This window comes from Octadecabacter antarcticus 307, assembly GCF_000155675.2.
GTDB lineage: Bacteria > Pseudomonadota > Alphaproteobacteria > Rhodobacterales > Rhodobacteraceae > Octadecabacter > Octadecabacter antarcticus.
In genome coordinates, this window is record NC_020911.1 from 3,810,237 (window position 1) to 3,826,593 (window position 16,357).

Genomic DNA, 16,357 nt, shown 5'->3' on the forward strand with positions numbered 1-16,357 from the left:
CAAATCTGCCGAGAGGGGCGTTGTCCATTGCCCGGCAGGATATACGAAGCATGCACGAGCGGGATAGGACTCCCCGACGCGACCCACTGACGGCGCGATTTTGTCTTCCACCGCCCGGCCGTCGTTTGCTTTCAAACGATGAGTATCCGCCTTGGTCGGCCGCTTTTTCTACCCATTTCCGATGATCGCACAGTAGGGCGTTTGCGAGGACAGTCAGCTTACGCATCACAACTGTGATGGCGACCTTTTTCTCTTTTCCAGCAGCGACGAGCTGTTCGTTATTGGGCTTTCAGATCTGCATTGTGCCGGATCGCGACCAACGCTGGCATAAAAATGGCGTGTCGTAAATTTGGACGACCACCGGCTTTGTTGCACAAAGCAGCATGAGGTCTGACTTCCCCTTACCCCTGATGGAGCTACGCTACGACAACGGTTCTGGGGATGCCAAGTGCGGTGAAGCCATTGAGTATCACTGCGCGGATTTGGATTTCCGCAACCTGCCGGTCGAAGTCGCGCGCTGCCAAGCTCTGACCAAGTAGTTTCATACAATGCATCCGCTGCCAGGTAGTGTATTGCGCAGCAATGCCCGAGAGGGCTTGTCTCAACGCGGCTCCGGCGGTGGTATCCGCTCAAGCGACGCCATTGAGCGCAGCCGAGATCCTTTGAGGACTGTACGGCGTCGTTTCGGGCTCTGGCCCCCAGCGTATCAGGCTTCCATAGCTTGGCATTCTTGCGTGGCGGTATGACAGCACGGGCATTGCGGGCCGCAATTGCTTCATGACATTTGTGGGGTGACGGGCGTCTTAGAATTGATTCAGTGGATCAATTCAGCCCAGAACGGGCGACGCCCCGGGGCATATGCCCCATCCATTGCCCGGCAATGCATGTTTACATGCACGAGTGGGCGCTGAAACGCTGCAGATCATCTGATCTGGTGCGATCTGACCGAGAAGGTTGGGCAACATGGACGGGTCCCCAATGCTGCTACTGATCATGTCCCTCTCGGCAGATTGCTTTGCAATCGCCTGACGGCAATGGACGGCGCGTATCTCCAACGTTTCTTCATCAATGCCCCTGCCGGGCAAGGAATATGCATCTTGCGCCACAGCCGATGTTTCGCGCCGCCCTTTGCCCAACAACACATGCTTGCATGTGTGAGTGGAGGGCTTGCGTGCGTTCCACTTATTACCCGGCAGGGTTATGCATAGCATGATCCCGAGAGGGCACCTTCGCCCTCCACTGCCCGGCAGGCGCATCCGCAGGATGCTGCCGAGAGGGGGTAAGGAGATTTAACGGGCCTTTTGAGCCCTGATACGGGATGGCAACCGACAGCGTTTTCTGACGCCGACATAACGTGCTGAAATCCGGTGCTACCCAGTCCAGACCAGCCAGCTGCAACAGGCTCTGGACAAAACCAGTTGTCTGGCGAAGCGGCATGCCAAACAGCACCTTCAGCGTCAGACAAGTCTGAATGGCCGCGTCACTGAATTGCTGTTGCCGACCGCGCTTGCCGCTTGGTGGCGGCGTCCAAATCATCTCCGGATCAAACCAGATCGACAACGATCCGCGCCGCTTCAAGCTGTCATTGTAAGACGACCAATTCTTGGTCTTGTACTTCGTAGGGGCCCAACTGCTCATACCTTAAGCTATCACACTGGATTCATTCAGTGAATCCCAACAGCCTATTTGTGCAACAAATCCAGTCCGAAGCTAAAGATGGACAAAGTCGACTTTTCATTTATCTCACGCATTGTAATAGATAAGACGAGCGGCCTGTGTTGGGCGACAATTCAATGCCTTCTTGGATGTAGGCTTTAGTTTTTTATCTTTGGCCAATTTTGTTGAAAAACACCGTGTTGCTGTCGCAGAAAGTTGGGCGTCGAACGCGGCGCAAGCGCCTTTCTTGTCAGGCTTTGCGCATTTGCTGCGGTGCAGGAAGGATCTTGGCTAGTTTGCGGAGGTTTTGGGCGGTTGCGGCGAGTAGAAATTCGTCATTTGCGCCACATGGCCCTCGCAATCGGAGCCTTCCCAACCCGAGGAGGCGTTTAAGGTGGGCGAAGAGCATCTCGAGCTTTTTCCTCAGTCGCATTGAAACGGCGTATTGTTTGGTTTTTGCAATGTCGCAGGCGACCTGACGGGCGTCTTCGTGTTCTTCGCGTGTGATGGTGCGAGAGCTGGCATTCGGGCAGCAATTGGCTTTGGATGGGCAGGCCTGACAGATCAGCTTAAGCCCACGATATTTTGTCCTGCCCGTACTTGTTGGGCCTCGACTGGGGTCGGAGTAGTTGCGGCGGAACTGCTTGAGCGACTGACCTTCTGGGCAGATGTACTTGTCGCCCTTCGGGTCCCACTCAAAGTCTTCCCTGCTCCAGGTGCCATCGGTGCGACTGGCTTTATCCCCTCTCGTGCATGCGAACACGCACTGCCGGGCAGTGAATGACAGGGATGTGCGGCGCGATGCCACGATCCACTAACCATCCCAGCATCGGGCCGGACCCGTAAGCGGTATCTGCGATGATGCGTTCAGGATCTAAATCAAACCTATCTTTGACGCGATCCAGCATCGTGCGCACGGACCCAACTTCGGCCTGACAGATCGACCGCGTGGCCTCAACATCCATTGCCCGGCGGTCGTTTGCGCTGCAAACCATGAGAGGGGACAATCACGGCATTACCCGTGTCGATCAAGTAATTGGTTGAATAGGCAAAGAACGCTGGGCCTTTGCGGGCGGCAGTCCATTGACTGGAAGGATCAGAATGAGATGTGAACTTGGGTTCCACCTCGCTGGCTGCGCCGAATGCGGCATCATCCAAAACATCAAGGTATTCTCGAACGGCGCGCGGTGCATCCTCAGGATCGATCGCGCTGTGATCCCAATCGGCCTTCGGTGTTGAGTTCTGCTTGTTAGCGTCAGCTTCGATCAAACTGGCATCTGCCACAAAGCGCTGACCACTCACCAACCCCTCCGCCATGCATCGCGCCACAGTCGTTTCAAACAAGTGACGCAGCAGATCGCTGTCGCGGAAACGACCATGCACTGCCCGGCAGTGGTTTGCTTGCAAACCATGAGAGGGGCGGTTTTTGGAAAAGGTCGAATGATTGGGCACGTTGTCGCTGAGATCCAGTCGACAGAACCAGCGGTAAGCAAGGTTCAGGTGAACGTCTTCGCAGAGGCGACGCTCAGAACGAATGCCGAGACAATAACCGACCAGCAACATCCGGATCAGAAGTTCGGGATCAATCGAGGGACGGCCGGTGTTGCTGTAAAATGGCGCCAGATGCTGACGGATGCCAGACAGATCAGCGAAGCGGTCAATGGATCGCAGCAAGTGATCCTGAGGGACGTGATCGTCGATCGAAAACTCATAAAACAACGCGCCTGGCGCCTCTTGCTTTGGCCCCAACATCGAAAATACCCCCAGTTTTTAGGAACAATTGAATCAGGGGCCAAGCCTCAAATCAACAAGAGTTTTTCAACAGAATAAGCCCTTATTTCATCTTTTTGCGGCGATGAGACATAACTTATGAGGGGACGAAACCAGCTATTTTTGAGAGATGTCTATGCAGCTCAAATGCTTTTCTAGTGATCTCAATACCTCTGTTGGCTTTTCTTCAACCAAGAAGTGCCCAGCATCAATGGCATGTCCCTCAGCCTTGGGGAACCAAGCCTGCCAAGCCATGAGAGGGTCAACGTGATGCGCCACCACGCCTTGGCTCCCCCACAAAACTAGGCAGGGAATGTCGTTTGTTCGTCCCATGTCAGCGCGGTCATGATCGATATCCGTGCCCGCCCCCTCGAAGTAATCACCACACCAAGCAGCGACGACATCTGGATTTTTCGCAGCCCTTTCGTATTCGGCCAAAGCAAGTGGATCGAAAGCATCTTTCTTGCCCGACAGCCCCAACAAGGCTGCGTGAAGAAACATGACCGGGTTACTGTTGATCAACGTCTGGGGCATGTAGCCCGGCTGCGACAGGAACATCCAATGATAATACCGTTTTGCCAGCCAGTCATCCATCGTGCGCCAGACATCCAATGTTGGCAGAATATCCAACAATGCAATTGAGCGCACGGCCTCCGGGTAGTCCAGCACCATTCTATGCGCAGACCGCGCGCCACGGTCATGTGCGACGGCATCAAATCGAGCGAACCCGAGATGTTTCATGAGGTCTACTTGATCGCGCGCCATGGCCCGAAAAGTAAAGTCGCCATCATAAGCAACGGAATCCCCGTAACCGCGAAGATCAGCCATCACGACGCTATGAGACTTGGCAAGTTCATCGACTATGACATGCCACATCACATGCGTTTGTGGATACCCATGCAACAGAAGAAGCGGTGGGCCACTACCGCCAATCCTCGCATGGATTGCAGCCCCCGCGACGTCGACGTCGATTTCTTTAAAGCCCGCAAACACGTTCATTCCTTCTTCCAGTTATAATATGGTATCAGGTCGTAGAGATCGTGAGGAACGAATAATTTTTTCGAATCTCAAGGACGTGTTGTCCACCTGTAGCGAAGGTCCTGTGTGGATGGCTCCTGCATAGCAAGACATATTTGATCAGATTTGTGCATTTGTCAGAAGCAGTCATGTGTTCCCGCTGCCCGGCAGTTGATTGCAAGGCAATCAATGAGAGGGGCCTGTTTGCGCGGTTTTTGACCGCTGGCCCTGATGGATTCCGCAAACCGAGTCCCTATCAGCTTTGCGGGCTATGTCGCCCGGGACCTTCGACGGGGTGTCCTGGTTTTGGCGGCAGACTTATGCACCATCATCTCGCGGGTTTTGCTAACTCTTTGTTCTTTCTCCCTTTAGGCCGTGCGCGGTGTATAAGGTTGGTTGCGGGTTAAAACGGCCCAGACAATCCTTGCCGTTTTATTGGCCATAGCGACTGTTGCGACGCGCGCAGGTTTTCGTTCCAGCAGCGATATCAGCCATTTGCTGGCGCGCTCCGGGTGCGACTTGGTCTGTCGGACGAGCGACGTCATGCCAACGACCAACAATGATCTTAAGTATTGATCACCCATTTTTGTAATGCGCCCCAGTTTCTCTTTCCCGCCGCTGGACTTGTTTGCGGGCGTCAAACCCAGCCATGCTGCAAGCTCGCGGCCATTGCGGAACTGATGACCATCACCAATGCTGGCGATGATTGCCGAGGCTGTCACCACGCCAACGCCCGGTATGGTGCGCAATAAACGGACACGTGCATCTTCCTTGGCGACCAGCTTGAGCCGATCTTCATACCATCGGACCCGAGCGTGGAGTGCCATAAGATGTTCGCTAAGATTATGGATCACCTCATTGGCAATCTCGGGCAGATCTAGCACTTCGCCTACTAAAATATCCTCTGCAAATCCGATGACCCGCGCGAGGCCCTTCGCGATGTAAACGCCGAACTCAGCGACCAGGCCACGCAAGCCATTGATCAACTGGGTGCGTTGTCGGACAAGCAGAGCCCGTGCGCGATGGAGCGACAGCAGAGCTTGTTGCTCAACGGTTTTTATTGCAACAAACCGCCCTCTCGGTGAATGCAAGCTTCACCTGCCGGCAATGATCGTCGGACGGGTCACCGCTTCACAAATCGCCTCCGCATCGATCGCATCAGACTTGCCGCGCTTAACGTATGGCTTGACATATATCGGCGGGATCAGCCGAACATCATGGCCCAACGCCGTGAGTTCCCGGGCCCAATGATGCGCGCTGCTGCAGGCTTCCATACCAATCAGGCAGGGCTCAATCTTGGAGAAGAACGGCAACAGCTGTGCCTGTCTCAAAGGCCTGTTGAAGGCGACCTCTTCGTCTTCTGTGATCCCGTGAACTTGAAAAACGTTTTTGGCCAGGTCGAGGCCGATTGTTGTAACTTGCATGGGGTGGCTCCTCTCATTTGCCGTTTGTGACATCTGCAGTATGACGCATTGCGACGTCGGTTGGAGCAGAAGCCATCCACCCCATCAACTTCCCGCCCTTCATCTCGAAATGCGAGCAATGCAGCATTTGTCACTTCCGGCCCAAAACGGTCGCTCATCTTCTTTGCTCAAGAATTGCTATCTCAACAATACCTTCAATGCTAGATGTTGGACTCGTAGCTTTGAAGTCTAGCAAATGGCATTAATCGATAGTTTTTGGATCGCCACATGCCCGTGGCACCCGGCACGCGTAAACGGAGACTTATTCTTGATGGCTTATGACCCCGAAGACGATGGCGCCAAAATGTCTTTTGCCAAAAGCATGAGCTACGCCGACTACCTGTCGCTTGATCCGATACTTGGATCGCAGAACCTGCAATCGGACGCTCATGATGAAATGCTGTTCATTATCCAACACCAAACATCAGAACTGTGGATGCGGTTGGTGTTGCATGAGCTTACGACTGCGCGCTTTAAACTTGCACAAGGCGATTTTCCACCCGTCTTTAAGATGCTCACTCGGGTCGCGCGGATTTTTGAGCAACTCAACAATGCGTGGGATGTGTTGCGTACCATGACGCCCAGCGAATACTCAGCTTTTCGCGATGATTTGGGCACGTCGTCCGGATTTCAGTCACATCAATATCGATTGATCGAGTTTATCCTCGGCAATCGCAACCGTTCCATGATGAAGGTCCATGAGCATCGACCAGAGCTGCATCACATGTTGGGCCAAGAACTCGAAGAAAAGTCATTGTATCATGTGGCGTTGGACAATCTAGCGCGGGAACTTGGCCTAACCTTTCCACCTGAGGCCTATTGCATGGACCAGCCACACCTTGCTTGCAAAGAAGTGATGGACGCATGGACCCAAGTCTATCGAGATCCGGGGGCGCATTGGACGCTGTATGAGCTGGCGGAGAAGCTTGTCGATCTAGAAGACTATTTTCGCCGCTGGCGCTTTAATCACGTCACAACCGTCGAACGAATTATTGGCTTCAAGCGCGGCACAGGTGGCACCTCTGGGGTCAAATATCTGCGTAAGATGCTTGAAGTCGAACTTTTCCCAGAACTCTGGAATATGCGTGGTCAGTTGTGAAAGCCGCTGCCAATACGATCCGCAACAGTTGGTGATCATTCAGCCCGAACCAACCAAATCACACCAAAAAGGCCGACTTGGGTTCAAAAATTGGTTTTGGGCTACTTTGCTGCTTCAACGCCACCATCCCCGTATCTCGCGACTGACTTCAAGGTCCGCTTCCTTTCGCCAAAAGCGCCTTCTCGTCATCTTGGTGCACCGACTCGGGTGGAGTGGCGCCCCCACTCACATAGGCGCACCTTTGCGACAGTGGCGATGGAAGCAGGTGTTCTTGAGAAAATCGGTAAGCGGTACTTCACTTTCCAAAGTTCCACGGCAGTAGCTGCGCGATGTCCTTCTGCTTATGGCCTCGTGCAATGGCTGTAAGTACGCCAGTCAAATAAGCATGTGGCTCGACCTTGTTGAGCTTACAAGTCTCGATAATGGAAGCGAGCATAGCCCAGTTTTGTGCGCCCGCATCATGGCCCGCGAAGATCGCGTTTTACGGTTCAGTGCGATGGGGCGCATGCAACGTTCTACCATGTTGTTGTCAATCTCGATGCGGCCATCGATCAGGAATAGGGTTAATCCGTCCCAGTATTTGGCAATGTACTTGAGAGCCAACCCTGTTGGGGATTTAGCGGAGACCTGTGCTCGGCTGTAGGTCAGCCAGTGTTCAAATGCGTGCATGCGTGGCAAGGTTTTTTCTTGGCGAATGGCGCGGCGTTCGTCTACGGACAGGCCCTTGATCTGCGCTTCAATCCGGTAGAAGGCTTTGATCTGCTTGATGTCTTCCTCAGCGATTGGGGCTACATTGTTGACGGTAAGCCCGAACAGCTTGCGTCCTACTGCCCAGCAGTCGAAACGTAGTTTCGATGAGAGGGGGCATGTGCCCAGCAATAGGCCAGCTCTATGGGAGTGTTATCACGCCCATTTTTGACACGGTTATACCCTGTGTAGCCGTCCATTTGCAGCACACCGCCAAAACCCTGCAATATCTCGACCGCATGCTTGCCCGCACGACTTGGTGCATAAGTGAAGGCAACACCTGGTGGCGCTGACCCACCCCACGGTCTGTCGTCTCCGGCTAATGCCCAGAGGTAACCCGTTTTTGTCTTTCCGCGCCCCGGATCGAGAACTGGGGCGGTTGTTTCGTCCATGAATAGTTTGGTCGATCTTTTTAAGTCGGCCTTCAAACAATCATAAACTGGCGTCAGCTAATGGGCGACGCGGCCCAACCATTTTGCCAGTGTTGATCTGTCCAGATGCACACCTTGACGAGCAAAGATGCCTGCCTGTCGAAACAACGGTAAATGGTCCACTGCCCGGCAGGGTATTGCACAGCAATGTCCCGAGAGGGGGCGTGCTTGTTAATCACAATCGTTGCCAAGGTAGCTTCGGTTGGCATGCCACCTTCAATCAGGTGTGGCTTTGCAGGCGCTTGGATAATGCCGTTCTCACATGCGCGACACGCATACTTTGGGCGACGTGTGACCAGCACACGAAACTGGGATGGCACGATGTCCAAACGCTCTGAGACATCTTTGCCAATAATGTGGCGTTCGCAGCCGCAGTCACAGATGATGTTGTCCGGTGCAATAACCTCTTCGACGCGCGGTAGATGTGGGGGCAATAATCCTCGATTGGTGCGGCGTGGTTTGGGCTTTGCCCGAGAGCTGACATCCTGTTCGTCTTCGGAATGGATAGCAGCTATTGCGGTCTCAATATCTTGCAGCGCCAGTTCGTATTGGTCTGTGGAAACTTTCTCTGACTTTGATGTCTGACGTCAGCGCTTCTGGGTCCAAATAGGCATATTTGATAAGAGAGTGTTGTTGGCTCATCGTAACCACTGAGGAGTGGGACATGAGACAGAGTTGGAGTGATCAGAAAAGGCCCCAGTGGGGCGTTTTCCCCGAATAACGGAACACGCAAAAGCCCTGGCGGATCGATCGTCAAAGACTTCAAGCGTGCGGCCGTTGCCCGGCAGACTTTTGCCTAGCAAACGCCGAGAGGGGCCCGTCTGACGCTGGCCAAGCTCGGCATTCCACGCACCACATTCTACCGTTGGTATGACCGATATCTGCAACGTGGCGAAGCTGGCTTGCAGGATCAATCACCAAAGCCAAAACACGTCTGGAACCGCATTCATTGCCTGGCAGTTGATACGCAGTATCAATGAGAGGTGCTGACGAGGTGCGGCGCAAGGTCGTCAAGCTGGCGCTGAAGGAGACGGAACTGTCACCGAGGGAACTGGCCGTGACCTTCACAGACAAGGAAAGCCGTTTTGTATCAGAGGCTTCGGTCTATCGCGTGCTGAAGGCGCTTGACCTGATCACCAGCCCGGCCTTTATCGTCATGAAAGCCGCCAGTGAGTTCAAAGATAAAACCACAGCAATCAATCAACTTTGGCAGACCGACTTCACCTATTTCAAGATCATAGGCTGGGGCTGGTTCTATCTCAGTACGATCCCTTGACCGGCAGTGGTTCGCCAGTCGTTTCGTCGAAACGACCCGCAAACCATGAAAGGGGTGGACGATTACAGCCGCTACATCATCTCCGCTGCCCGGCAGGGTATTGCGTAATATGCACGAGAGGGGAACATGCGGGCTGAGGATGTAACTGACCCGCTCGACTTGGCCCTTAAGGCGTCCGGTTGCGATCAGGTCCACGTCGTCCACAAGCCGCGTCTGCTCAGCCCCTCTCATTGATATTGCGTATCAACTGCCGGGCGATGGAAAACGGCTCAAGTTATGTCTCAGGCAATCTGGCTGAGTGGTTGCAGGACAAAGGCATGAAGCATTCACGCGGCGCGCCCTACCACCCTCAGACACAGGGCAAGATCCCTCTCATTGTTTGCAAGCAAACCGCTGCCGGGCGGTGGAACGCTGGCATCAAACCCTGAAGAACCGCATCCTCTTGGAAAACTACTTCCTGCAAGGCGATCTCGAAGCGCAAATCGAAGCCTTCGTCGATCACTACAACGGTAATCCCCCCATTTTTAATGGGGCTCAGCCGTAGGATTCACGCGGCTGTTTTCAGTTTCATTGCGGGTGTTATGCCGCCGATGCCCATGTTGGGTCGCTCGTTGTTGTAAGTCCAGAGCCATTCAGTTGCTTGTTCTTGTGCCTCATCGATGGTTTCAAAGATGTATTGGCTCAGCCATTCGCCACGAATGGTTCGATTGTAGCGCTCGATATAGGCGTTCTGTTGAGGTTTGCCTGGCTGGATGTGTTCAAGCCGAACACTGTGTTTCTCGGCCCATGTCATCAAGGTCCCGCTGATATATTCTGTGCCGTAACACCTTCGGAATATCGCTAATTTAAGGCTATGACTGCCTGCGCAGCCCCAAATAACGCAGCAGGTGGTCATAGCCGTGCCTCAGGTCCCTACGGTGGTTTTGTACAAACCACACCGCAAAGGAGACCAACTATGACCGATATCATTATTACACAAACTGCGCCCGTTTTGGTGGCCATCGATATCTCGAAGGCCCGCGACGAAGTTCTCATTGCTATTGCGGACAAGAAGCGCTGCCGTCGTTTGACTGTTCTGAACCAGCTAGACGACTTCAATCGTCTAATCACATCGCTTGCCTGCTACGGCCGCCCTGTCCGTGTAGCTTTTGAAGCAACGGGTAATTATCACCGTGCCTTGGCTTATCATCTTGCCGCAGCAGGTTTTGAGTTGAAGTTGGTGTCATCTGTGGCCCTGGCCAGAACGCGAGAGGCCTTGCACAACAGTTGGGACAAAAACGACCCTAAGGATGCCCAGGTCATTCTTCACATGATGGAGATCGGGAACGAGCAGTTTTATCATGACCCCCTCGTGCGTGGCACTAACGACATCCAAGAGCTTTCCAAAACGCATGACATCGTATCCAAGTCGAAGACCGAGTTGTGGCACCGAGTTGTGGCACCGAGTTTTAACCCATTATCTGCCGCTGTATTTTCCTGAAGCTGATCGTTTCCATCGCAGTTCTCGCAGTTCTCGCAGTGACTGGTTCTTTGCTTTCCTTGAACGTTATCCGTCACCACACTTGATCTCAGCCATGAGCAAGGAGGCATTCATCGCTGACGCTTGGGATGTGGTGGGCCTCAAGGTTGCAAAAGAGCGTTTACTTTCAGATATCTACGAGACTGCCAAAGTATCAGTCGGACTGCCGGTTGCCGCAGATTCCGACGCGATAAGCATGTTCCGCTTGGTTCTCGGGGAAGGCCGCAGTCTTATCGCGCAACGCAATCAAATTGAAGATCGCGCCGTCGCGCTTCTCAAGGACCTACCAGATTATAAGCTACTGACATCGATACCTGGAATCGGTCCCATCAATGCTTTGACAATTTTGGCAGAAGCTGGGGATGTACGGCGCTTTCGTCATCACCGGCAGTTTTCGAAGTTCTGTGGAATGGACCTTGCGACTATGCAATCAGGTACATTCAGAGGGCAAACCAAACTGTCAAAATATGGCAATGCTCGGCTTCGTCGAACGCTTTGGATGGCTGGACAGGTTGCTATTCTGCAGCGCACCAACAGCTTCCGCGACAAGTTCGAGCGCTACATCGCCAAAGACCGTCACAACACCCATTTGCGCCGAAAGGCGTACACCGCAATCGCAGCGAAGATGGCCCGAACCGTTCATGGGATCATCAAGCACGGCGAACCATATCGCCCCTTCTTTGAGGGGTGATCGACAGCAGTAGGACCTTTCTCTGTAAGGGCCGTGGAGGCAGACAACTGACCTCGTAGATAATGTTTAGGCCTTCTGCTCAACGACCCAAAGATCTCGTCTTAAGGACGGTGAGAGCCGCAAAAGCGTACTCTGTGTTTGTTATGGGAGAGACAGTTCGTTGACCAAAATGCCAAACTGAGCAATGCTTCTAACGTGTCGAGACGCCTCGATGCGACAATAACCTGACGCCAATTCAGCTAATCATTCCGCGCATAGGACGTTATCGACACGTATGGTTTGGGGTTTGCCGCGCTCAGCGATTACGCGGTCCAGTTCTCGGGCAACGTGCTGACCAGACAATGATGTGTCCGCGACAAGCACCAGGTTCTCGCGGCTGAAGTCATCCAAGACGTTAAGAGTTCGGATTGACCTGCCGTCTGCAAGCTGATCCGCCATGAAATCCCCTCTCATTGATTGCAAATCAATCAACTGCCGGGCAGCGATAGACCAAGTATCGTTTGGCGCATCAGGCACGGCCAGGCGTTCCAGCCAATCTGCAATCTCCTCGTTCTCATCACTCAAGATCGGGCTGTACCAATAGCAGGTCTCGCTGATTTGGAAGGTATGGCAGGCAAGTGCGATACTTGTGCCCCGCTGCATGACTGCATTCATGGCCATCCACTGAACGGCAGTGAATGGCACATTCACCGAGAGGGTATCGTCGGCGAGACGGCCTTATCGCTTTTTTCCGAGCGCCTCCTTCAGAAGATCGTCTCGGACAAACTCATCTCAGCATACATCCTCTTGAGACGGCGGCTTTGCTCGGCCATGTCCTTCATCTCGGTGATCAAGGACGCATCCATACCGCCGAACTTGGCACGCCACTTGTAAAAACTGGCGCTGCTCATCCCATGCTCTCGGCACAGATCAGAGACCGGCGTACCGCCCTCTGCCTGCTTCAAAATGCCCATGACCTGTGCGTCGCTAAATCGTGCTGTCTTCATCAAAAATCTCCTCAGATATCTTGCCGAGAAAATATGGGTTTTGAACACCATTAATTTTAGGGGGATTACCCAACCATCAGCGATATCACGAGAGTCTGAACAACGTCACGCCGTCGGACGTCTACTTCGGGCGTGACAAAGCCATTCTACAACAAAGGGCAAGGATCAAACGAAAGACACTCGAAGCGCGCCGCTTGCATCACAGCCAGCACGCCGCGTAATGAAAAAAAACAGATGAGCCAAACACTCTCTTAAGTGAACTACTACCGATCGAGGCCGGTAGCATCGTGATTGGAATGTAATTCCAGATACTGCAGGATGACATTGTCGGTGACATTTCCTGACGTTGTCGAGAAATATCCACGGGCCCAAAACCGCCTTCCCCAATAGCGTTTGCGCAACTCTGGGAACTCCATCTGACCCGCCGCGACGAGCGCCATTTGATCCGCTGCATCACCTTCGACAGCGCGATCTGTGGCGGGACAGATATGAACATGTGGACGTGGTCACCTGCCAGAACACCCCTCAGAATATGCACGCCCATCTCGGCACAAGACTGTCGAATGATATCGCGGATCTGTTCACGCATCGGCCCGCGCAGAACCTTATGTCGATATTTCGTCGCCAAAACGACGTGATAACGGTGATAACGGTGATAAAATATGGTATGTGATCCTGTAGACAGTAAGTGGCTTATCTCCATTGGGTGGAAAGTAAATTGTGGAGTCAAAATCATCCCTCACAACCCGCTTGGTGCGTTTGATTCATAAGGCTTGGTATTTTAGAATCAAAGAAGCCGAAAGTGGCCTAGCTTGCCAACCCGCGTCCTTTTAACAGGGCCGTTGCATCCGGCATCGCACCACGGAATGTCGTGTACAGCACGGCTGCGTCTTCTGACCCACCTGCCGATAGAATGTGAGTTTCCAGCTTTTTGGCCATATCAGAATCAAACGGGCCACCGTTTTCTTCAAACGCTTGGAACGCATCGGCGTCCATGACTTCGGACCACATGTAGCTGTAATAGCCGCTGGAATACCCGTCGCCTGCAAAGACATGCGCGAAATGCGGTGTTGCATGGCGCATGCGAATGGGGCGGGGCATGCCGATACCCTCGAGAATTTCAGCCTGCTTTTGCATCGGGTCTGCGGGGGCATCTTCGCCTGCATGAAATTCCAGATCGACCATGGCCGAGGCGATATATTCCACTGTAGAAAAGCCCATGTCGTAGGTCGCAGCACCAAGCATCCGGTCCAGCAGATCGCGTGGCATTGGTTCGCCCGTGTCTGCGTGTGTCGCGAATTCTTCAAGAACTTCCGGGACTTCCAGCCAGTGTTCATAAAGCTGACTGGGCAGTTCCACAAAATCGCGCGCCACGGAGGTGCCAGAAATCAGTTCATAGGTCACGTCTGACAGCATCTGGTGCAGCGCATGGCCAAATTCGTGAAACAGCGTGCGGGCATCGTCATACGACAACAGCGCGGGCTGGCCCGTTGGTGGTTTGGCAAAGTTGCAGACGTTGATGACGTGGGGGCGGATATCGCCGGCCAGTTTTTGCTGGCTGCGCATCGCCGAACACCACGCGCCTGAGCGTTTTGAGCTACGCGCAAAGTAATCACCAATGAACACGGCCATATGTTTGCCGTCGCGTGTGACGTCCCATGCGCGGCAATCGGCGTGATACATCGGCGCATCAATAGGCGCAAATTCGAGGTTAAACAGGCGGCTGGAACACGAAAACGCGGCTTCGATCATCCGGTCAAGCTGCAGGTAGGGCTTCAATTCAGCCTCGTTGAGATCATGTTCGGCAGCGCGGCGTTTTTCGCTGTAATACCGCCAATCCCAAGGCTCAAGCGGGCCAGATTCATTGTCATTGTGCATCATCGCTTGCAGCACGAGTGCGTCTGCTTCGGCACAGGCTTTTGCAGGTTCCCAGACCTGCATTAACAAGGCGCGAACCGCGTCGGGGGTTTTGGCCATTTGGGTTTCAAGCTTGTAGTCCGCAAAGCTGTCATAGCCCAAAAGGTTCGCGCGTTCCGCCCGTAGGTTCAGGATCTCGCCAGCAAGGGCGCGGTTGTCAGTTTCGCCGCCATTGGCGCCACGCGCGGTCCATGATTCATAGGCTTTTTCGCGCAGATCGCGACGCGACGAGAACTGCAGGAACGGCACAATGAGCGAGCGTGACAACGTCACAATCGGCCCGCCCCCATCCTTTTCTTGCCCCGCCGATTTGGCCGCTGCGATGAGAAAGTCCGGTAAGCCTGCGACATCATCAAGCGGCATAAACCAGCTTCGTTCATCGGCCAAAAGGTTCTGAGTAAACCGCGTCCCAAGCACGCTGAGCCGCTGTTTAACGTCTGCCAACCGTTCCGCGGCAAATCCTTCCAATTGCGCACCCGAGCGCACGAAGTTACGCCGCGTCAGCATCAAAACGCGGGCTTGTTCGTCTGTTAGATTCAGATCTTCGCGGGTGTTCCACAGCGTCTCGATCCGCGCAAAAAGGTTGGTATTTGCAGTAATTTCGGACGAATAAGCGGACAATATCGGGGAGAAATCCCGCATCAATTCTTCGCGCATCGGGTTGCTGTCGGCCCCTGCCATGGCGAAGAACGGCGACAGCGCCTTTTCCAGCGGCGCATCAGCCAGCGACAGCGCTTCAATCGTGTTGGAGAATGTCGGGTCAGACCCATCACAAATCGCGGCGATCGCAGCGCGGGCATCAATCAATGCGGCGTCAAACGCGGGGGCGAAATGCGCGTCCTCAATCAGATTGAAGGGCGGCAATTCGAACGGGGTGTCCCAAGGGGCGCGCAGCGGATTTGTCATGGAAAATCTCCTTTGGGTGGAACCTATGCAGTCTGATCGTAACGTTCCACCACCAACTTATCCGTACCGTCTAACCGCCAGATGATTTTTCCCGCAATTGGCGTTCAAGGCGTCGCAAAGCCAGCGACAGGCCAATGGTCATCGTCAGATAGATTAAGGCCACGACGTTATAGGTTTCAAAGTAGCGAAAATTGCCGGCCGCCGTGATTTTGCCCGCTTGGGTAACGTCCAAAACACCGAGGACAGAGACAAGCGAAGAGTCCTTTACCATCGCAATAAAATCATTGCCCAAGGGCGGTAAAATTCGTCGGAACGCCTGTGGGAAAACGATGTGGCGGAACCTGCGCCATGGGCTTAGGCCCAATGCCTCAGCAGCTTCGATCTGGCCCTTTTCGATGCTTTGCAATCCGGCGCGAAACACTTCGGCGATGAACGCTGAATAGCCGATTGTCAGTGCAATAATCGCCCGCCACAACAGGCTAAAATCACGGTTGCGGATCGGATCAAAGCCGAGAATTCCGGTGATCCAATTGAACAGCGCCACCATTCCGGGCGCGAGCACAAACGCCACATACAGTAGCAAAACGATGATCGGCACACCGCGCACAATTTCGGTATAAAGCCGCGCGATTTGGCGCAGAGCGATGAAGCGCGACATCGACATCAACGCGAGGCCAAGCCCAATGCTGGCGGCCAATGTGAAACCGACAAGCGTCACAAAAACTGTGATCCAGATGCCTTTGGACAGAGTTTGCAGCACCTGCGTGTATAAGTCGTCCGTCAGCACGCGCCAAAAGAAATAGCCGCCCACCGCCAAAACGATGAGTAGCCAATACGGAAAATCCCCGTTCTGTTGCGGCGGGGGCATCACGGCCTTAC

Annotated in this window: 4 protein-coding genes and 11 pseudogenes; 4 read left to right on the forward strand and 11 right to left on the reverse strand. The window is 53.8% G+C overall.

Going from position 1 to position 16,357, the window contains the following annotated elements; genetic code table 11:
• Positions 1-416: 416 nt before the first annotated feature.
• The 5 genes and pseudogenes from OAN307_RS27050 to OAN307_RS19440 all read right to left on the reverse strand — a co-directional run.
• Positions 417-786: pseudogene (locus OAN307_RS27050) on the reverse strand (hypothetical protein); the annotation flags it as partial.
• A gap of 80 nt (positions 787-866) precedes the next feature.
• Positions 867-1,638, reverse strand: a pseudogene (locus OAN307_RS31440) (transposase); the annotation flags it as partial.
• A gap of 268 nt (positions 1,639-1,906) precedes the next feature.
• Positions 1,907-3,408, reverse strand: a pseudogene (locus tag OAN307_RS19430) (IS1182 family transposase).
• Positions 3,409-3,543: 135 nt separating this feature from the next.
• Positions 3,544-4,425: an alpha/beta fold hydrolase gene (locus tag OAN307_RS19435; protein WP_015501259.1), complete on the reverse strand. Its 882-nt coding sequence runs from the start codon at positions 4,423-4,425 to the stop codon at positions 3,544-3,546.
• 386 nt (positions 4,426-4,811) lie between these two features.
• Positions 4,812-5,867: pseudogene (locus tag OAN307_RS19440) on the reverse strand (IS110 family RNA-guided transposase).
• A 310-nt stretch (positions 5,868-6,177) separates the two neighbouring features.
• Between OAN307_RS19440 and OAN307_RS19445 the strand changes: the two are divergent.
• Complete coding sequence (locus tag OAN307_RS19445; protein ID WP_015501260.1) at positions 6,178-7,005, forward strand: tryptophan 2,3-dioxygenase; 828 nt, start codon at positions 6,178-6,180, stop codon at positions 7,003-7,005.
• A gap of 295 nt (positions 7,006-7,300) precedes the next feature.
• Here OAN307_RS19445 and tnpC read toward each other — a convergent pair.
• Positions 7,301-8,758: pseudogene (gene tnpC, locus OAN307_RS30375) on the reverse strand (IS66 family transposase); the annotation flags it as partial.
• Positions 8,759-8,998: 240 nt separating this feature from the next.
• On the opposite strand from tnpC, the pseudogene OAN307_RS19455 reads away from it, so the two are divergent.
• A pseudogene (locus OAN307_RS19455) lies at positions 8,999-9,967 on the forward strand (helix-turn-helix domain-containing protein); the annotation flags it as partial.
• Between the two features lie 39 nt (positions 9,968-10,006).
• Here the strand turns inward: OAN307_RS19455 and OAN307_RS19460 are convergent.
• Positions 10,007-10,279 (reverse strand): annotated as a pseudogene (locus OAN307_RS19460) (transposase); the annotation flags it as partial.
• A gap of 135 nt (positions 10,280-10,414) precedes the next feature.
• Here OAN307_RS19460 and OAN307_RS27075 point away from each other — a divergent pair.
• Positions 10,415-11,728, forward strand: a pseudogene (locus OAN307_RS27075) (IS110 family RNA-guided transposase).
• Between the two features lie 202 nt (positions 11,729-11,930).
• Here OAN307_RS27075 and OAN307_RS27080 read toward each other — a convergent pair.
• Positions 11,931-12,655: pseudogene (locus tag OAN307_RS27080) on the reverse strand (transposase); the annotation flags it as partial.
• Between the two features lie 71 nt (positions 12,656-12,726).
• Between OAN307_RS27080 and OAN307_RS28430 the strand changes: the two are divergent.
• A pseudogene (locus tag OAN307_RS28430) lies at positions 12,727-12,876 on the forward strand (IS3 family transposase); the annotation flags it as partial.
• Between the two features lie 42 nt (positions 12,877-12,918).
• Here the strand turns inward: OAN307_RS28430 and tnpA are convergent.
• The 3 genes and pseudogenes from tnpA to OAN307_RS19490 form a co-directional block, all read right to left on the reverse strand.
• Positions 12,919-13,358: pseudogene (tnpA, locus tag OAN307_RS27085) on the reverse strand (IS200/IS605 family transposase).
• A gap of 104 nt (positions 13,359-13,462) precedes the next feature.
• Positions 13,463-15,478 carry a M3 family metallopeptidase gene (locus tag OAN307_RS19485; RefSeq protein ID WP_015501264.1) on the reverse strand — a complete coding sequence of 672 codons (2,016 nt, stop codon included), beginning with the start codon at positions 15,476-15,478 and terminating at the stop codon, positions 13,463-13,465.
• A gap of 70 nt (positions 15,479-15,548) precedes the next feature.
• Positions 15,549-16,346, reverse strand: coding sequence for an amino acid ABC transporter permease (locus OAN307_RS19490; RefSeq protein ID WP_015501265.1), 798 nt, complete (start codon positions 16,344-16,346; stop codon positions 15,549-15,551).
• Positions 16,347-16,357: the final 11 nt, after the last annotated feature.